At 52.7% G+C, this 19495-nt stretch carries 17 protein-coding genes; 10 read left to right on the top strand and 7 right to left on the bottom strand.

Annotated features, from left to right (window positions below; translation table 11 throughout):
• The first annotated feature begins 41 nt into the window (after positions 1-41).
• Both fucK and fucU read left to right on the top strand, forming a co-directional pair.
• Positions 42-1445: an L-fuculokinase gene (gene fucK, locus LZP96_RS05210; RefSeq protein ID WP_064325045.1), complete on the top strand. Its 1404-nt coding sequence runs from the start codon at positions 42-44 to the stop codon at positions 1443-1445.
• Entirely contained in the window at positions 1438-1866 is a 429-nt protein-coding gene (fucU, locus tag LZP96_RS05205; protein ID WP_064325046.1) for an L-fucose mutarotase, read from the top strand. Before fucK ends, fucU begins: the two co-directional genes overlap by 8 nt.
• Before the next feature lie 39 nt (positions 1867-1905).
• On the opposite strand, the gene cyoE is transcribed toward fucU, so the two are convergent.
• The 7 genes from cyoE to LZP96_RS05170 all read right to left on the bottom strand — a co-directional run bounded on the left by cyoE (position 1906) and on the right by LZP96_RS05170 (position 9272).
• The gene (gene cyoE, locus LZP96_RS05200; protein ID WP_064325047.1) at positions 1906-2793 is read right to left on the bottom strand and encodes a heme o synthase; all 888 of its coding nucleotides are present in this window, start codon (positions 2791-2793) and stop codon (positions 1906-1908) included.
• 11 nt (positions 2794-2804) lie between these two features.
• Positions 2805-3131 carry a cytochrome o ubiquinol oxidase subunit IV gene (locus LZP96_RS05195; RefSeq protein ID WP_064325048.1) on the bottom strand — a complete coding sequence of 109 codons (327 nt, stop codon included), beginning with the start codon at positions 3129-3131 and terminating at the stop codon, positions 2805-2807.
• A complete protein-coding gene (locus tag LZP96_RS05190; RefSeq protein WP_064325049.1) occupies positions 3131-3748 on the bottom strand; it encodes a cytochrome o ubiquinol oxidase subunit III in 618 nt (205 codons plus the stop codon). The genes LZP96_RS05195 and LZP96_RS05190 overlap by 1 nt, the downstream gene beginning before the upstream one ends.
• On the bottom strand, positions 3738-5729 hold the full coding sequence (gene cyoB, locus LZP96_RS05185; protein WP_064325050.1) for a cytochrome o ubiquinol oxidase subunit I: 1992 nt from the start codon (positions 5727-5729) through the stop codon (positions 3738-3740). Before cyoB ends, LZP96_RS05190 begins: the two co-directional genes overlap by 11 nt.
• 16 nt (positions 5730-5745) lie before the next feature.
• Complete coding sequence (cyoA, locus tag LZP96_RS05180; protein ID WP_064325051.1) at positions 5746-6693, bottom strand: cytochrome o ubiquinol oxidase subunit II; 948 nt, start codon at positions 6691-6693, stop codon at positions 5746-5748.
• 473 nt (positions 6694-7166) lie between these two features.
• Entirely contained in the window at positions 7167-8648 is a 1482-nt protein-coding gene (gene ampG, locus LZP96_RS05175) for a muropeptide MFS transporter AmpG (protein WP_064325052.1), read from the bottom strand.
• 45 nt (positions 8649-8693) lie between these two features.
• Complete coding sequence (locus LZP96_RS05170) at positions 8694-9272, bottom strand: lipoprotein (protein ID WP_064325053.1); 579 nt, start codon at positions 9270-9272, stop codon at positions 8694-8696.
• 304 nt (positions 9273-9576) lie between these two features.
• Here LZP96_RS05170 and bolA point away from each other — a divergent pair, with 304 nt between their 5' ends.
• The 8 genes from bolA (at position 9577) to LZP96_RS05130 (ending at position 19447) form a co-directional block, all read left to right on the top strand.
• Positions 9577-9894 carry a transcriptional regulator BolA gene (gene bolA, locus LZP96_RS05165; protein WP_064325054.1) on the top strand — a complete coding sequence of 106 codons (318 nt, stop codon included), beginning with the start codon at positions 9577-9579 and terminating at the stop codon, positions 9892-9894.
• A 331-nt stretch (positions 9895-10225) separates the two neighbouring features.
• Entirely contained in the window at positions 10226-11524 is a 1299-nt protein-coding gene (gene tig, locus LZP96_RS05160; RefSeq protein ID WP_064325055.1) for a trigger factor, read from the top strand.
• Positions 11525-11784: 260 nt separating this feature from the next.
• Positions 11785-12408 carry an ATP-dependent Clp endopeptidase proteolytic subunit ClpP gene (clpP, locus tag LZP96_RS05155; protein ID WP_064325056.1) on the top strand — a complete coding sequence of 208 codons (624 nt, stop codon included), beginning with the start codon at positions 11785-11787 and terminating at the stop codon, positions 12406-12408.
• 127 nt (positions 12409-12535) lie between these two features.
• A complete protein-coding gene (gene clpX, locus LZP96_RS05150; RefSeq protein ID WP_064325057.1) occupies positions 12536-13810 on the top strand; it encodes an ATP-dependent protease ATP-binding subunit ClpX in 1275 nt (424 codons plus the stop codon).
• A gap of 183 nt (positions 13811-13993) precedes the next feature.
• Positions 13994-16348: an endopeptidase La gene (gene lon / locus LZP96_RS05145; protein ID WP_064325058.1), complete on the top strand. Its 2355-nt coding sequence runs from the start codon at positions 13994-13996 to the stop codon at positions 16346-16348.
• A gap of 210 nt (positions 16349-16558) precedes the next feature.
• Positions 16559-16831, top strand: a complete 273-nt coding sequence (gene hupB, locus LZP96_RS05140) for a nucleoid-associated protein HU-beta (protein ID WP_064325059.1) — start codon at positions 16559-16561, stop codon at positions 16829-16831.
• Positions 16832-17043: 212 nt separating this feature from the next.
• Positions 17044-18918 carry a peptidylprolyl isomerase gene (gene ppiD, locus LZP96_RS05135; protein ID WP_064325060.1) on the top strand — a complete coding sequence of 625 codons (1875 nt, stop codon included), beginning with the start codon at positions 17044-17046 and terminating at the stop codon, positions 18916-18918.
• A 148-nt stretch (positions 18919-19066) separates the two neighbouring features.
• Positions 19067-19447: a helix-hairpin-helix domain-containing protein gene (locus tag LZP96_RS05130; protein ID WP_064325061.1), complete on the top strand. Its 381-nt coding sequence runs from the start codon at positions 19067-19069 to the stop codon at positions 19445-19447.
• Positions 19448-19495: the final 48 nt, after the last annotated feature.

Genomic DNA, 19495 nt, shown 5'->3' with positions numbered 1-19495 from the left:
TGCCAGCCTGCTCAGGCGGGCTGGCGGCAAAGGGGACCGTCATGAAAAAATGTATTCTGGTTCTCGACTGCGGGGCGACCAACGTGCGTGCGATAGCGCTCGATCCTGAAGGGAACATTGTGGCGAGGGCCGCCGTGGCGAACGCCAGCGAGCGGGCCGATGAAAACCCTGCATGGCATCAGTGGTCGCTTGAGGCCATCATGGATCGATTTACCCACTGTTGTCAGGAGATTAGCCCCACGCTGCGCGAATACAAATTATGCGGGATTTGCGTGACCACCTTTGGGGTGGATGGCGCGCTGGTGGATGAACGCGGCGCGCTGCTTTACCCCATCATCAGCTGGAAGTGTCCGCGCACCGTACCGGTGATGGCCGATATTGCCAGCACGATCTCCCCGCTGGCGCTCCAGCGCATAACCGGAATCGGGCAGTTCAGTTTTAATACGCTGTATAAATTACGCTGGCTGCAGCAAAACTATCCCGATCGCCTGCAGCGCGCCCATGCCTGGCTTTTTATCTCTTCCCTCATTAATCATCGCCTGACCGGCACGATGTCGACCGATCTCACCATGGCCGGTACCAGTCAGTTGTTCGATCTTCATCAACGCCAGTTCAGCGAAACGATCCTTAACAAGACAGGGTTATCACCCGCGCTGTTTCCTCCGCTGGTTTCGCCGGGGGACGTCACGGGAGAGTTACTGCCTGACGTGGCGACCCGGTTAGGCTTGCCGGCCGGCGTGCCGGTCATCTCAGCCGGACATGATACCCAGTTTGCGCTGTTTGGTGCGGGGGCGGGGATAAACGAAGCGGTGCTCTCTTCAGGGACCTGGGAGATCCTGATGGCGCGGACATCGCAGGTGAATACCGCTGCGCTGATGCACTATGGCGGCGCTACCTGTGAACTGGACAGCCAGCCGGAAAGGTTTAATCCCGGAATACAATACCTGGCCTCCGGCGTGCTGGAGTGGCTCCGCGCACTGTTCTGGTCCCCCGAGACTGACTGGGAGACCATAATTGCGCAGGCAGCGGCCATTCCGAAGGGCACGGATGGCGTGACGATGAACACCCGACTGCTTGATTCTCCGCTTGCCGGCTGGCAGGGGGTGACGCTGAACGCCACGCCCGCCCATTTCTATCGCGCGGCGCTTGAAGGATTAACGGCACGGCTGAAAGAGAATCTTACCGCGCTTGAAGATATCGCACAGTTTAAGGCGCGTGAGCTGCTGCTGGTTGGCGGCGGAAGTCGCAATGCGCTGTGGAATCAGTTGAAAGCCGATGCGCTCGGTTTGCCGGTAAAAGTGCTGGATGACAGTGAAACGACGGTACTGGGGGCTTCATTTTTTGGCTGGTGGGGCGCGGGAGAAACGGTGAGCGCAGAGGCAGCGCGCGACCGGGTGCAATACCGCTATCGTTATTTTTATCCAGAGGGAAAAAACCATGCTTAAAACGATTTCGCCCCTGATTTCGCCTGTGCTGTTGAAGACGCTGGCGGAGATGGGGCACGGTGATGAAATTATCTTTTCGGATGCACATTTTCCCGCCCACAGCCTGGGGCCTGTGGTGATTCGTGCCGATGGCCTGAGCGTAAGCGATTTACTGGCGGCGGTGATCCCGCTCTTTGAGCTCGACAGTTATGCGCCTGCGCTGGTGATGATGGCCCCGGTTGAAGGCGATACGCTGGATACAAGCGTGGAAGCACGTTACCGCCAGGCATTGTTTGGCGAGGAAGAAGGGGAGGGGATAGTCCGCATCGATCGTTACGCTTTCTATGCGCGCGCGCAAAAGGCTTTTGCCATTGTGGTGACAGGGGAAACGGCCAAATACGGCAACATCTTACTGAAGAAAGGGGTGACGCCAGGGCAATAAAAAAGCCGGGTTAAACCCGGCTTTTTTCTTAAGGTCTGCTTACCAGACGTACGTCAGCAGATTATGCGATTCAGGCACCATGAAATCCACGGACATCATCACGGATAAGGAGGTGATGGCGACAATCGAGAACACAAACAGTTTGCGCGCCCAGACTTTGTCATCTTCAACCTTATAGCCCCGCAGAGCCATACCGAGCCACCAGACGCTCACCGCCGCAGCAACCACCAGGTATTTGTACCCGGCGTAACCGCCCAGAGAGAGCATCAGCGTTGCCACGGCAAAGGCGATGATATAAACCGTGATGTGATTCTTGGCGACTGAAATGCCTTTCACGACCGGCAGAACCGGAATGTTCGCTGCCTGATAATCCTTAAAGCGGAAAATCGCAATGGCATAGGAGTGCGGCATCTGCCACAGGCTAAAGATAGCCAGCAGAATCAGCGCACCGCTGTCGAACTCGTTCGTGACGGCGCAGTAACCAATCACCGGCGGCGCCGCGCCGGAGAGAGAACCAATCAGCGTACCGTAGACGGAGTGACGTTTCATATACAGGCTGTAGATGCCCACATACACCACGAACCCCATCACGCCCAGCCAGCAGGCCAGCGGATTAGCACCAAACCACAGCAGCATAAAGCCAGCAATACCCAGCAAGGTGGCGTACACCAGCGAGACGGAAGGAGAAATCAGGCCCTTAACAAGCACCCGGTTCTTGGTCCTTTCCATCTTCCTGTCGATATCCATGTCGATGTAGTTGTTAAATACACAACCGGACGCAACCACTAAGGAGACGCCAATCAGCGTGGAGGCAAAGAGGGCGTAATCAATGCTGCCTTTTGAGGCCAGCAAGAACCCTCCGATCACGGAGATTAGGTTGCCAAAGATGATGCCTGGTTTCGTAACTTGCAGGTATTGCTTAAACATACTCGCCGCTCTTAGTGAACCATCATGTTGTAGTTGAGGTTCCACATAATCCAGATGGAACCCACTACCAGGATAGCGATGATAATCACGGTAAAGACAAAGGCCGTCATGTTCCAGCCCTCATCGGATTTGGTGTTCATGTGCAGGAAGCAAACCAGATGCACCAGAATCTGTACCACAGCAGAGATCAGGACAGTGCCCAGAATCACCGTGTGAGACGCCGTTCCGCTCATCACCATCCAGAACGGGATCGCCGTCAGGATGATCGACAGGATAAAACCTGTCATGTAGGTTTTGACGCTACCGTGGGAAGCGCCATGATCGTTAGTATGACTCATTACATCGCCCCCATCAGATAGACAACCGAGAACACACAGATCCACACCACGTCAAGGAAGTGCCAGAACAAGCTCAGGCACATGATACGGGTGCGGTTAGTATTGGTCAGGCCACGACGATACACCTGGAACATCAGCACAGCCATCCAGATTAAACCGGAGGTCACGTGCAGACCGTGAGTGCCGACCAGCGCAAAGAACGCAGACAGGAAGCCACTGCGATCCGGCCCAAAGCCTTCAACAATCAGGTGATGGAATTCATAGAGTTCCATCCCGATAAATCCAGCACCAAACAGCCAGGTCAACGCCAGCCAGGAGACAACCTGGCTTTTGTTGTTCTTGTACATGGCGATAGCCGCCATGCCGTAGGTGATGGAGCTGAACAGCAGCAGAGCCGTTTCGACCAGAACGAACGGCAGTTCAAAAATGTCCTTACCGGTCGGGCCGCCCGCTGTGCCGTTCACCAGAACGGCATAGGTCGCGAACAGACAGCAGAACAGAATGCAGTCGCTCATCAGGTAGATCCAGAAGCCGAAGACTTTCATCGGCCCTGTATCGTGGTGCGCGTGGTCATCATGCGCATGGGCGGTTGGGTGCGCCAAAGTATCAGTTGCCATTTTTCAGCCCCGCTTTAGAAATCTCGTCGAAATGCTGGTTTTCCAGTTTTTCAACTTCACGGACTGGTACGTAGTAGTCCACGTCCTCGTCAAAGCTCTTCACAATCCAGCTGATGATCACGCCAGCGAAGCTCGCGATAGCCAGCCACCAGATGTGCCAGATCATGGCGAAGCCAAATACCGTTGCGAACGCAGCAATAACAATGCCTGCACCGCTGTTTTTCGGCATGTGGATCTCTTCGTAATGTTCAGGTTGCTTGTACGCTTCGCCTTTCTCTTTCATTTCCCAGAATGCATCGCGCTCATGGATCTGCGGCACTACGGCAAAGTTATAGAAAGGAGGCGGAGAAGAGGTTGCCCACTCCAGCGTACGGCCACCCCAAGGATCGCCGGTCAGGTCACGGTTCTGTTCGCGGTCGCGAATAGAGACGTAGAACTGAATCAGCTGTGAGGCAATACCACAGGCAATCAGTACCGCACCGCCTGCTGCAATCATCAGCATTGGGTGGAACTGCGGATCGATCTGCTGGCTCAGGCGACGGGTCATACCCATGAAGCCCAGCACGTACAGCGGCATAAACGCCACGAAGAAGCCGATGATCCAGAACCAGAATGCGCGTTTACCCCATTTTTCGTTCAGGGTGAAACCGAACGCTTTTGGCCACCAGTACGTTACGCCTGCGAAGCAGCCGAAGACCACACCACCGATGATAACGTTATGGAAGTGCGCAATCAGGAACAGACTGTTGTGCAATACGAAGTCAGCGCCCGGTACGGCCAGCAGTACGCCGGTCATCCCACCTACGGAGAAGGTGACGATGAAGCCGATGGTCCACAGCATTGCTGAGTGGAACACGATACGGCCCTGGTACATAGTGAACAGCCAGTTGAAGATCTTCACCCCGGTAGGGATGGCGATAATCATGGTGGTAATACCGAAGAAGGCGTTTACGTTCGCGCCGGCACCCATGGTGAAGAAGTGGTGCAGCCAAACGATGAACGACAGGACGGTAATACACACGGTTGCCCACACCAGAGAGGTGTAACCAAACAGGCGTTTACGTGAGAACGTTGCCGCGATTTCTGAGAACACACCAAAGACAGGCAGAACCAGAATGTACACTTCCGGGTGACCCCAGGCCCAAATCAGGTTGATGTACATCATCATGTTGCCGCCCATATCATTCGTGAAGAAATGGGTGCCCAGATAACGATCCAGGGTCAGCAACGCGACGGTAACCGTCAGAATTGGGAAGGAGGCGATAATCAGGATGTTGGCGCACAGAGAAGCCCAGGTAAAGACAGGCATCTTGAACATCGTCATGCCAGGGGCACGCATCTTGATAATGGTCACGAAGAAGTTAATACCGGTCAGCGTTGTACCGATACCGGAGAGCTGAATCGCCCAAATCCAGTAATCGACGCCTACGCCCGGACTGTACTCAATTCCCGAGAGCGGTGGATAAGCCAGCCAGCCGGTCTGTGCGAATTCGCCCACACCCAGTGACAGGTTAACCAGAATAACGCCGACAACCGTGAACCAGAAGCTCAGGTTGTTCAGGAACGGGAACGCCACGTCGCGCGCGCCGATTTGCAGCGGCACAACCACGTTCATCAGACCGATAACCAGCGGCATCGCCACGAAGAAGATCATGATAACGCCGTGAGCGGTAAAGATCTGGTCGTAGTGGTGCGGCGGCAGGAAGCCGGCTTCACCCGCCGAAGCGAGAGCCTGCTGGCTACGCATCATGATTGCATCGGCAAAGCCACGAATTAACATGACGATACCGACAACGCAGTACATGATACCGAGTTTTTTGTGGTCAACCGAAGTCAGCCACTCTTTCCACAGGTAGCTCCACTTACCGAAGTAAGTGATCAGGCCCACTAAGGCCGCACCACCAATGATAATTGCAGCGAGCGTAACCACGATAATCGGTTCATGGTACGGCACTGCATCCAGTGTCAATTTTCCGAACATTTTCTTCCTCGGCCCCTTAGTGAGAGGTTTCCGCGTGGCTCATGTCCATGCCTTCCATACCTTCATGCGAGCTGTGCTCACCTTCTGGCTGGGTCACGTTCATGCTCTTGCCGTGGTCCATAAATTTGCCAATAACATCTTTAAACAAATCTGGTTTCACGTTAGAGAAGTATTCCACCTTGTTGTATTCGCTAGGTGTAGCCACTTTTTCGAACGCCGCCATGTCAGACATAGCATTAGGAGACTGTTTAGCTTTAGCGACCCACTGGTCGAAAGCGGCACGGTCTGGCGTTGCGATAGCTTTGAACTTCATACCTGAGAAGCCCGGGCCACTATAGCTGGCGGAGATACCATCGTAGGTGCCTGCTTCATTCGCGATCAGATGCAGGTTAGTCTGCATACCGGCCATCGCGTAGATCTGGCTGCCCAGACGCGGAATAAAGAAGGAGTTCATCACGGAGTTGGAGGTCACTTTGAACTGAACCGGAGTGTTCGCCGGGAAGGCGATTTCATTCACGGTAGCAATGCCTTGTTCCGGATAGATGAAGAACCATTTCCAGTCCATGGAGACCACTTCAATGGTAATCGGTTTTTCATCGTGAACCAGCGGCTTGCTCGGCTCAAGTGCGTGAGTGGTTTTCCAGGTCAGCACGGCAAGGAACAGGATGATCAGAATAGGAACCGTCCAGACCACAGCTTCAACTTTGTTGGAGTGTGACCAGTTAGGGCTATACTTCGCATCTTTATTGCTCGCACGGTACTTCCAGGCGAAACCAACAGCCATCAAAATGGCGGGAATAACGACAATCATCATCAGGCCGAAGGCCGTCAGAATCAGTGAGCGTTGCTCCAGTCCAATCTGTCCTTTGGGGTCAAGTAGCGCAGAATCACAGCCACTGAGTAAAACAGTGCCTGCAAATAACGACAACCATCCCAAACTTTTATTGTATTTCCTAAGTGTCATTTAACGACCTCAATTCCACGGGGACCTGGTGGCGTTTAAAGTGTGTGGGCATTTTACGGGAAGGTTACATTACTGTAAACATCATTAGTCCTGTGTCAGGAAGGTGTTACCGGGTTCTGCCGCACGTGTCACATGTGTTGCAAAATGTGACTACTTTTAAGCCAAAAGCCGCACTACATGGGTGTTATAACGAAAGCACTAATGAGAATAGCCTAAAAGGGGTAATTGGTATAACCATTAGCAAAAATAAACAATTAATTAACAATTAGGCATCATTTAAAAGACAAATAAAATACTTAAATTCAATCTTTCATCGGCTGAATCGTTTAATGAAAAATAGCGCGTTCTTTAAAGCTCCCATAATTTCCAGATGCTATCCCTCACGAAACAACAAATATTTTTTTGACCGAAGGAAGGTTATTTCTCCGTTATAATTCCGCAGCGTGATTGCAACGGGAAATAACCTTTCGGCTTTATCTGATGCTGAAGGGGGTTTTCCGTATCGCCAGAAAATCGAGGAAGCCCCCGGTGAGGATACCGATGACGGCCAGCAGTCCGCCGATATCCAGCAAAAGCGCCTCAAAGGGCAGCTGGAGCGGGGTCACCGCATTGATAATGATTACCCCTAACCACAGGGCAAGCAGAAGGCAACCGGCCATTAACAGGCGCAATGCAAAACGGTAGGCGCGAGGATAATCCGTTCGCGGCATAAAATGGTCGTTTTGCTGGGTATATTCCAGCGTCTGACGACAAACCAGCAGCAATAATATGCCCGGTACGGCGGCTACGACCGAGAAAAGATAAAATGCGGGCCAGCCATGCGCTTCGACAAACCAGCCTGCGATAGGGCCAACGTAGACCCGTCCGACGGCAGAAAGCGCTGAAAGCAGGGCGAACTGGGTTGCCGAGAAGGATTTATTACACAGCGTCATGAGTAACGCCACAAAGGCCGCCGTTCCCATCCCGCCGCAGAGATTTTCAAAGAAGACGGCCGCCGCCATGCTGAACATGTGTTTGTCGGTTACGGCCAGTAACCAGTAGCCGGCGTTAGAGATCCCCTGAAGAATGCCAAAGATCAGCAGTGCGCGGAACAGCGTCAGGCGCTGCATCAACACGCCACCATAAAGCGCACCGACAATAGTCGCCAGTAAGCCCAGCGTTTTATTCACCACGCCGACTTCGCCCGCATCAAACCCGACGCCGCGAATCAGAAATGTGGTGGTCAGGCTCATGGCAAAGGCATCGCCAAGCTTATAAAGGACGATGAGCAGCAGGATCAGCCAGGCGTTGTTACGGCCAAAAAAGTCGCGGAGCGGCTCGGCCACCGCCTGCTCCAGAGAGCGAGGAACGGGGATAACGTCGCTGGGTTCGGGGGCAAGTAAGGTGGCGATGATGCAGGGGATTAAGAGTATGGCCATCAGCCAGTACATTCCCTGCCAGCCTAAATAGCGATCGGCCAGCCAGAGCGCCAGCCCGCCAGAGACCAGCATCCCCAGCCGATAGCCCAGCACGCTAATTGCCGCCCCGGCGCCGCGCTCTTCGGCGGAGAGAACATCCGTTTTCCAGGCATCGAACACGATATCCTGCGAGGCGGAGCAAAAGGCAATGACCACGGCAAGCGCCGCCATCCAGCGCAGCTGAGACGCCGGTTCAAGGAAGCCCATGGCGGCGATAGCCAGCAAAAGCAGCACTTGCGTAATGACTAACCAGCCACGGCGACGTCCGAGGAACGGCGGCGTATAGCGGTCCATCACCGGTGACCATAAAAATTTAAAGACATAAGCCTGGCCCACCAGCGAGAAGAATCCGATGGTTTTAAGATCGATATTCTCCACGGTCATCCACGCCTGAAGCGTGCCGGAGGTGAGGGCCAGGGGTAAACCGGAGGCGAAGCCAAGGATCAGCAGAATGGCTGATTTGGGTTGCTGGAAGATGCGTAAGTAATTATTCGACATGAGGATATCGCACTGGCCCGACGGCACGTCGGGCCAGTGGCGGCATTAACGTGCGTTCTGCTTGATGAAGTCGTGAATACTGGTGTCCTGCGCCATATCAGCGATGGTGTCCGTCAGCACGCTGTTCACCGCATTAGCGATATTTTTGTTGGTGGCCTGGAATGCGCCTTCAACAGAGTAGCTGGCACGATAGTTTTTGGTCATCTTGTTGCCCGTCTTCGCGGTGGCGATGATCGCGATATCGGCTTTCGTGGAGATGTTGTAGCGCACGTTGCCCTGAGACACGTCTGCGTACAGGTTGTTCACGATGATTTGCAGATCAACCGCGCCGCTTGGCCCCACCATGTATCCGCGTGACGTCATTTGCTTCTCCAGCACTTCCTGCAGCAGGAAGCGCAGATCGCGAGAGGCCGTCAGCGTGACTTGCTGGTTGTCACGGGTGACTTTGGCCAGTGCCTGATCCTGACGCTGATCGGCACCGTTAATGCTCACGGTGATACCCATCAGGCTTGGATCCTGCTGCGGCAGGGTCATTTTAGGGGAGACATCAATGGTGGTTGGCGGAGTCGCACACCCAGCCAGCATGAAGAGAGCGACCAACGGGAAAAATAATTTTTTTAACATTTCAGGTTCTCAACGGATCGTAAGCATAGAGAGAGGAAAATTGCCGTCATCATAACATCGCCAACGGTAAGGGGAAGTGGTCAACGCATGTAAATTCATCGCCTTGTCTGAAATCTGACCACTCGCCAATTTTCTTTTCGCTCTCCGGGACAAAACGGATGAGGTTCTTAGTGAACTTCATCCATTTGAATGAGAAAATCAGACGAAAGCTAAATATTTGTTGCCTGGATGTAATGGAAGCGGCAAAAGCGGCTAACATTTAAAGGGATGGGTGAACTATCAGCGTTGTCGGAGGAGTAATGTCATGATGATACGTGAACAAATCGAAGAAAAACTAAGGACAGCGTTTAACCCCGTGTTCCTCGAAGTCGTTGACGAGAGCTACCGTCACAACGTGCCGGCGGGTTCTGAAAGCCATTTCAAAGTCGTGCTGGTCAGCGATCGTTTTACCGGAGAACGTTTTCTCAATCGTCACCGTATGATCTACGGTACGCTAACGGAAGAGCTATCTACCACCGTACATGCGCTGGCCCTACACACCTACACCATTAAGGAGTGGGAAGGGTTGCAGGATACGATATTTGCCTCTCCGCCGTGTCGGGGTGCAGGCAGCATCGCCTAAACAATCCGGGTTGCAACGACGGGAGTTTTTCCAGTATGTTGCATACAGATTATGTCAAAACGGCCTGCGGGCCGTTTTGTTTTGTCTGAGTTTTGAGCGCCTGGGGCAGAATTTAAGCCAAAATTAGCCTTAAATTGTGAAAAAAGCCGCAGCTAGAGGCCCCAACCGTTCTCGACTCACTCAGGTGATGCCGCTATAATGCCGCGTCTTAATGAATGTCTTCGGGATGATTCTGGCGACAGGGAATGTGAATCTGCTAAAAGTGAGCATCCCGGTACGGCGAGACGAATTCAGAGTTGACCGAGCACCGTGATTTTTTTGAGGTAACAAGATGCAAGTTTCAGTTGAAACCACTCAAGGCCTTGGCCGCCGTGTAACGATTACCATCGCTGCTGACAGCATCGAAACTGCTGTGAAAAGCGAGCTGGTCAACGTAGCAAAAAAAGTACGTATTGACGGCTTCCGCAAGGGTAAAGTACCGATGAATGTTGTTGCTCAGCGTTATGGCGCTTCCGTGCGTCAGGATGTGCTGGGTGAACTGATGAGCCGCAACTTTATTGATGCGATCATCAAAGAAAAAATTAATCCGGCCGGTGCGCCGAATTACGTTCCAGGCGAATACAAACAGGGCGAAGACTTCACCTACTCCGTAGAGTTCGAAGTGTACCCGGAAGTTGAGCTGAAAGGTCTGGAATCTATCGAAGTTGAAAAACCAGTTGTTTCCGTGACTGACGAAGACGTAGACGGCATGCTGGATACCCTGCGCAAGCAGCAGGCGAACTGGAAAGACAAAGACGGCGCCGTTGACGCTGAAGACCGTGTAACCATCGACTTCTCCGGCTCTGTAGACGGCGAAGAGTTCGAAGGCGGCAAAGCGTCTGACTTCGTACTGGCAATGGGCCAGGGTCGTATGATCCCAGGCTTTGAAGACGGTATCAAAGGCCACAAAGCGGGCGAAGAGTTCACCATCGACGTGACCTTCCCGGAAGAATACCACGCTGAAAACCTGAAAGGGAAAGCAGCGAAGTTCGTCATCAACCTGAAGAAAGTTGAAGAGCGCGAACTGCCAGAACTGACCGAAGAGTTCATCAAGCGTTTCGGCGTGGAAGATGGTTCAGTTGCCGGTCTGCGTGCTGAAGTGCGTAAGAACATGGAACGTGAGCTGAACGGCGCTGTACGCAACCGCGTGAAGTCTCAGGCGATCGAAGGTCTGGTAAAAGCGAACGAAATCGACGTGCCAGCTGCGCTGATCGACAGCGAAATCGACGTACTGCGTCGTCAGGCTGCACAGCGTTTCGGTGGCAACCAGCAGCAAGCGCTGGAACTGCCTCGTGAGCTGTTCGAAGAGCAGGCTAAACGCCGCGTAATTGTTGGCCTTCTGCTGGGCGAAGTGATTCGTACCCACGAACTGAAAGCTGACGAAGATCGCGTTAAAGGCCTGATCGAAGAGATGGCGTCTGCGTATGAAGATCCACGTGAAGTGGTTGAGTTCTACGGCAGCAACAAAGAGCTGATGGACAACATGCGTAACGTAGCACTGGAAGAACAGGCTGTTGAAGCAGTTCTGGCCAAAGCTAAAGTGTCTGAAAAAGCCACTTCTTTCAACGAACTGATGAACCAGCAGGCGTAATTCTGCCCGAACGGTTTAAAGTTTGAACAAAAGCCCGTTACCTTCTGGTGACGGGTTTTTTTTATCGCAGTAATAGTCCAGGAAGAGTGCTAAAACGCCCTTTCAGTGTTAGCGTAACACCAAAATATTGTTATGCTTGAAATATGGCGATGCTGTCCCCATAAGTGTGTAAGCGCGATGATTGAGACTGGCTGATAATCCGTCCGTAAGGTTACAATCAGTACAGCAGGTATTTTCCAATTTTTATCCAGGAGACGGAAATGTCATACAGTGGCGAACGAGATAACTTAGCACCCCATATGGCTCTGGTGCCGATGGTCATCGAACAGACCTCACGTGGTGAGCGTTCTTTTGATATCTATTCCCGTCTGCTCAAGGAGCGCGTTATCTTTCTGACAGGCCAGGTCGAAGACCATATGGCTAACCTGATCGTGGCGCAGATGCTGTTTCTGGAAGCTGAAAACCCGGAAAAAGACATATACCTGTACATTAACTCCCCTGGCGGCGTAATCACTGCGGGGATGTCAATTTATGACACCATGCAATTCATCAAGCCAGATGTAAGCACAATCTGCATGGGTCAGGCGGCTTCCATGGGCGCCTTCCTGCTGACTGCAGGGGCCAAAGGCAAACGCTTCTGTCTGCCAAATTCTCGCGTGATGATCCACCAGCCGCTGGGCGGTTATCAGGGTCAGGCGACAGATATTGAAATTCATGCCCGTGAAATCCTGAAGGTGAAAGGGCGCATGAATGAACTTATGGCTCACCATACGGGTCAATCTTTAGAGCAGATCGAGCGTGATACCGAGCGCGATCGCTTCCTCTCCGCATCAGAGGCAGTAGAGTACGGCTTAGTCGACTCCATTTTGACCCATCGTAATTGATGCCCACGGCGCGAGTGTGCCGCTATACTAAGGTAGGGCGGCATCCTGCTTACGAGCGGCTTGCGTCTGAAAATGGCATTTGCGTCGTCATGTGCGGCACAAAGAACTTAAAAAGAGGTTTGGACTCATGACAGATAAACGCAAAGATGGTTCGGGCAAATTGCTGTACTGCTCTTTTTGCGGCAAAAGCCAGCATGAAGTGCGTAAACTGATTGCCGGTCCATCCGTGTATATCTGCGATGAATGTGTCGATCTGTGTAACGACATCATTCGCGAAGAGATTAAAGAAGTTGCGCCGCACCGCGAGCGCAGCGCGTTGCCGACTCCGCACGAGATCCGTCATCATCTTGATGACTACGTCATTGGCCAGGAACAGGCTAAAAAAGTGCTGGCAGTGGCCGTTTACAACCACTACAAACGTCTGCGTAACGGCGATACCAGCAATGGTGTTGAGCTTGGCAAGAGTAACATCCTGCTGATCGGGCCTACCGGTTCCGGTAAAACGCTCCTCGCTGAAACGCTGGCGCGTCTGCTGGACGTTCCGTTTACGATGGCTGATGCCACCACGCTGACCGAAGCCGGTTACGTGGGTGAAGATGTTGAAAACATCATCCAGAAATTGCTGCAGAAGTGTGATTACGATGTGCAGAAAGCGCAGCGCGGTATCGTTTATATCGATGAGATTGACAAGATTTCGCGTAAATCGGACAACCCTTCTATAACCCGTGATGTTTCAGGGGAAGGTGTCCAGCAGGCGCTGCTGAAACTGATCGAAGGCACCGTTGCTGCCGTTCCACCGCAGGGTGGGCGTAAACATCCTCAGCAGGAGTTCCTGCAGGTTGATACCTCCAAGATTCTGTTCATCTGTGGTGGTGCGTTTGCGGGACTCGACAAGGTCATTTCTCACCGTGTTGAAACCGGCTCCGGCATTGGTTTTGGCGCAACGGTAAAAGCGACCTCCGAGAAACCGAACGAAGGCGAGCTGCTTTCTCAGGTTGAGCCTGAAGATTTGATCAAATTTGGTCTGATCCCAGAATTCATTGGTCGTCTGCCGGTTGTGGCTACGCTCAACGAACTGAGTGAAGACGCGCTGATTCAGATCCTGAAAGAGCCGAAAAATGCCCTGACTAAACAGTATCAGGCATTGTTCAACCTTGAAGGTGTGGATCTGGAATTCCGTGACGAAGCGCTGGACGCGATTGCCAAGAAAGCGATGGCGCGCAAAACCGGCGCACGTGGCCTGCGTTCAATCGTAGAAGCGGCACTTCTCGACACCATGTACGATTTACCGTCCATGGAAGATGTCGAAAAAGTGGTGATCGACGAGTCTGTGATCGGCGGCCAGTCTAAGCCATTGCTGATCTACGGCAAGCCGGAAGCGCAGCAGGCATCTGGCGAATAATTAGCCAAATCATACAAGCAGTTAATCAAAAAGGGGGGATTTTATCTCCCCTTTTATTTTTCCGTATTCATGGCGTTGAATGTGTGGGAAACATCCCCATATACTGGTTACATGTTAATGGTTGTGTAAAGCACAGATGCAGAACCAGTTTACCTGGCGGACACTAAACTAAGAGAGAGCTCTATGAATCCTGAGCGTTCTGAACGCATTGAAATCCCCGTATTGCCGTTGCGCGATGTGGTGGTTTATCCGCACATGGTCATACCCTTATTTGTAGGGCGGGAAAAATCTATCCGTTGCCTTGAAGCCGCCATGGATCATGATAAAAAAATCATGCTGGTTGCGCAGAAAGAAGCATCAACGGATGAGCCGGGTGTAAACGATCTTTTCACCGTCGGGACCGTGGCCTCTATTTTACAAATGCTCAAGCTGCCTGATGGTACCGTAAAGGTGCTGGTAGAAGGCTTGCAGCGTGCGCGTATTACTACCCTTTCTGACGATGGCGAACACTTCTCTGCGAAAGCAGAGTACCTCGAATCACCGCAGCTTGATGAGCGCGAGCAGGAAGTTCTGGTGCGCACCGCAATTAGCCAGTTTGAAGGCTATATCAAGCTGAACAAGAAAATCCCACCAGAAGTGCTTACGTCGCTGAACAGCATCGACGATCCGGCACGTCTGGCGGATACCATCGCTGCACATATGCCGCTGAAGCTGGCTGACAAACAGTCTGTGCTGGAAATGTCTGACGTCAATGAACGTCTGGAATATCTGATGGCGATGATGGAATCCGAAATCGATCTGCTGCAGGTTGAGAAACGCATTCGCAACCGCGTCAAAAAGCAGATGGAGAAATCTCAGCGCGAGTACTATCTGAACGAGCAAATGAAAGCGATTCAGAAAGAGCTCGGTGAGATGGACGACGCGCCGGACGAAAACGAAGCGCTGAAGCGTAAGATCGACGCGGCGAAGATGCCGAAAGAGGCAAAAGAAAAAGCCGAAGCCGAGCTGCAGAAGCTGAAAATGATGTCTCCAATGTCGGCCGAAGCGACCGTCGTGCGCGGGTATATCGAATGGATGGTTCAGGTTCCGTGGAACGCCCGCAGCAAGGTCAAAAAAGATCTGCGTCAGGCACAGGAGATTCTGGATACCGACCATTACGGTCTGGAACGTGTGAAAGATCGTATTCTGGAGTACCTCGCGGTTCAAAGCCGTGTGAATAAACTCAAAGGGCCTATTCTGTGCCTGGTCGGGCCGCCGGGGGTGGGTAAAACCTCTCTGGGGCAGTCCATCGCGAAAGCGACCGGTCGTAAATACATTCGTATGGCGCTGGGCGGCGTACGGGATGAAGCCGAAATTCGCGGTCACCGTCGCACTTACATCGGCTCAATGCCGGGTAAATTAATCCAGAAAATGGCGAAAGTGGGCGTTAAAAACCCGCTGTTCCTGCTGGATGAAATCGACAAAATGTCATCTGACATGCGTGGCGATCCGGCTTCTGCACTGCTTGAGGTCCTGGATCCTGAGCAGAACGTGGCCTTCAGCGATCACTATCTGGAAGTGGACTACGATCTCAGCGATGTGATGTTCGTAGCGACCTCCAACTCCATGAATATTCCGGCTCCGCTGCTGGATCGTATGGAAGTGATTCGTCTCTCCGGTTATACCGAAGACGAAAAGCTGAACATTGCTAAACGCCACCTGTTATCCAAACAGATTGAACGTAATGCATTGAAAGAGAGCGAAATTACTGTCGAAGACAGCGCAATCATCAGCATTATCCGTTACTACACCCGCGAAGCGGGCGTGCGTAGCCTGGAACGTGAAATCTCTAAACTGTGCCGTAAAGCAGTGAAACAGCTTCTGCTGGATAAATCGCTCAAGCACATTGTGATTAACGGTGACAACCTGCACGAGTACCTCGGCGTACAGCGCTTCGACTACGGTCGTGCTGACAACGAGAACCGCGTAGGGCAGGTGACCGGCCTGGCGTGGACCGAAGTGGGCGGCGATCTGCTGACCATCGAAACGGCCTGCGTACCGGGTAAAGGCAAACTGACCTATACCGGCTCGTTAGGTGAAGTCATGCAGGAATCCATTCAGGCAGCGTTGACCGTGGTACGTGCGCGTGCGGAAAAACTGGGTATCAACCCTGATTTCTACGAAAAACGCGACATCCACGTTCACGTTCCGGAAGGGGCGACGCCAAAAGATGGCCCAAGTGCAGGTATTGCAATGTGTACCGCGCTGGTCTCTTGCCTGACAGGGAACCCTGTCCGCGCTGACGTGGCCATGACCGGTGAAATCACCCTGCGTGGTTTGGTTCTGCCAATCGGCGGCCTGAAAGAAAAACTGCTGGCTGCGCACCGCGGTGGGATCAAAACCGTACTCATTCCACATGAGAACAAACGCGATCTGGAAGAGATTCCGGACAATGTGATTGCCGATCTGGACATCCATCCGGTGAAACGCATTGAAGAAGTGTTGACCCTCGCGCTGCAGAATGAACCTTCAGGAATGCAGGTTGTAACGGCAAAATAGTGACCTTGCGCAAAGAGCGTCAATAAAAACAAGGCTGGTAAGTGATTTCGTACTTGCCAGCCTTTTTTTGTATAGCTAATTTAGATTGCTGATTGGCTTAGCCATCAACAACGGGTGTTGTAAGGTTATGGCAGGCCTGTTATAAATGCTGCGCGGTCGCGTTGTGAAGGATTCATGCGCGATATAAATTATAAAGAGAGGAAGAGAAGAGTGAATAAATCTCAACTGATTGACAAAATTGCTGCGGGTGCTGATATTTCTAAAGCTGCGGCTGGACGTGCGTTAGATGCATTAATTGCTTCTGTTACTGAATCTCTGCAGGAAGGGGATGACGTTGCGCTGGTAGGCTTCGGTACTTTTGCTGTTAAAGAGCGTGCTGCCCGTACTGGCCGCAACCCTCAGACCGGTAAAGAGATCACCATTGCTGCCGCTAAAGTGCCTGGTTTCCGTGCAGGTAAAGCACTGAAAGACGCAGTAAACTGATCGCTTTCCCGCTAAAGGGAAGCCGAAAAGTACAAGGGCGCATCATTTGATGTGCCTTTTTTATTTGTCCAGCACGACTTTATGTGAGTTTATACGAGTTGTGGGCTGACAATTGCCCCGGTTTCTTGTCACAATACGACTTTACGCGCTTGCGGTCAGGATTTCTGCCAGCGTCAGGTCACCAGTCACCTACAGCGGAGTGTGGTTACACCATGATGGACAGCTTACGCACGGCTGCTAACAGTCTCGTGCTCAAGATTATTTTCGGTATCATTATCCTGTCGTTCATTTTGACCGGCGTAAGCGGATACTTGATTGGCGGTAGCAGCAACTACGCCGCAAAAGTGAATGGCCAGGAAATTAGCCGCGGGCAATTTGAAAACGCCTTTGCGGGCGAACGCAATCGCATGCAGCAACAGCTGGGCGATCAGTTCTCTGAGCTGGCGGCGAATGAAGGCTACATGAAAACCCTGCGCCAGCAGACGGTCAACCGTTTGATCGACGAAGCGCTGCTCGACCAGTATGCAAAACATCTGGGTCTGGGTATCAGCGATGAACAGGTTAAAAACGCGATCCTCTCTACGCAGGCATTCCAGTCTAACGGCAAATTCGATAACGCCCGTTATAACTCCATCATCAATCAGATGGGCATGACGGCCGATCAGTATGCGCAGGCATTGCGTAACCAGTTGACCACGCAGCAGCTGATTAACGCCGTTGTGGGTACCGATTTTATGCTCAAGGGCGAAACCGACGAGCTGGCCGCGCTGGTGGCTCAGCAGCGCGTGGTGCGTGAAGCCATCATCGATGTTAATGCGCTGGCCGCGAAGCAGCAGGTTAGCGACGAAGAGGTCAAAGCGTATTACGAGCAGAATAAAAACAACTTCACCGCACCAGAACAGTTCCGTGTAAGTTACATCAAGCTGGACGCTGCAGCGATGCAGGAAACCGCTTCTGATGCGGAAATTCAGTCTTACTACGATCAGCATCAGGATCAGTTCACTCAGGCGCAGCGTAACCGCTACAGCGTGATTCAGACCAAAACGGAAGCTGACGCGAAGGCAGTGGTTGACGAGCTCAGCAAAGGCGCTGATTTTGCGACGGTCGCTAAAGCGAAGTCCACGGACATCATCTCCGCGAAAAACGGCGGTGATATGGGCTGGCTGGAAGACGCCACCACACCGGATGAGCTGAAAAACGCCGGCCTGAAAGAAAAAGGCCAGCTGTCTGGCGTGATCAAATCTTCCGTGGGTTACCTGGTGGCGCGTCTGGACGATGTTCAGCCGGCAAAAACCAAGCCGCTGACCGAGGTGCGTGATGATATCGCCGCTAAAGTGAAGCAGGAGAAAGCCCTGGATGCTTACTACGCCCTGCAGCAGAAAGTCAGCGACGCGGCAAGCAACGATAACGAATCTCTGGCGGGTGCAGAGCAGGCCGCGGGTGTGAAAGCGGTTGAGACCGGCTGGTTTGGTCACGATAACCTGCCAGAAGAGCTGAACTTCAAGCCGGTATCAGACGCTATCTTCAACGGTGGCCTGGTGGGTGAGAACGGTACGCCGGGCAGCAACTCTGACATCATCACCGTGGAAGGCGATCGTGCGTTTGTTCTGCGTGTGGCTGAGCATAAAGCGGAATCCATTAAACCTCTGGATGCCGTTAAAGATCAGATTGTCGCGCAGGTGAAGCACACGAAAGCTGAGCAGCAGGCGAAGGTCGATGCAGAAAAACTGCTGGCTGAGCTGAAAGCAGGCAAAGGCGATGCGGCGATGAAAGCGGCGGGTCTGAGCTTTGGTGAAGCCAAAACGCTGAGCCGTACCGGTCAGGATCCTGTAAGCCAGGCAGCCTTCAGCCTTGCCTTACCGGCGAAAGACAAGCCAGGTTACGGCACCACGTCTGATATGCAGGGCAACGTCGTCCTGCTGGCGCTGGATGAAGTGAAAGCAGGGACCCTGCCAGATGAGCAGAAAAAAGCGATGGTTCAGGGGATTACCCAGAACAACGCCCAGATTGCTTTCGAAGCGCTGATGAGTAACCTGCGTAAAGAAGCCAAAATCAAGCTGGGTGACATCATCACGCAGCAGCAGTAATTACGCTACTGCTCGCAGATTTTCGCAACGTACTGCAATAATTAAAGGCCGCTTTCGCGGCCTTTTCCATTTCTGACAATGGCTGTTTGTTCTTGTTTTGATGGGTGGTTATTGTTCACTCGCTGTCAACAAACAAGGAGATAACAGCATGAAACGTGGAATCAAAGCCCTGCTAATCACCGTAGCCATTGCCACGACCGGAGTGAGCTTTGGCGCACAGGCCGCCGCGCCCGCAACGAAAACGCAGGCGGTACAAAACAAAGCGGACGCCAGCGCGCAAGCGCCTGCACAAACCAAAGCAACAGAAGGGAGTAAAAGTGCCGATGAGGAGGGTACCCGGGTCAGCATCAACACGGCGTCAGCCGAGGATCTCGCCCAGGCCATGAACGGTGTCGGGCTGAAAAAAGCCCAGGCCATCGTGAGCTACCGCGACGAGTACGGTCCTTTCAAAACCCTGGAAGATTTGAAACAGGTACCCGGCATGGGTAGCGCGCTGGTTGAGCGTAACCTCGCACACCTGACGCTGTAATCGCACAATTACTTGCACTGCGGCAAAAATTTGCCAGGATAAAGAGGT

This window comes from Huaxiibacter chinensis (genome assembly GCF_022171985.1).
Taxonomy (GTDB): Bacteria; Pseudomonadota; Gammaproteobacteria; order Enterobacterales; family Enterobacteriaceae; genus Enterobacter; species Enterobacter chinensis_A.
Note: the sequence above shows the minus strand (reverse complement) of the source record. Positions and strands in the feature narration are given on the sequence as shown.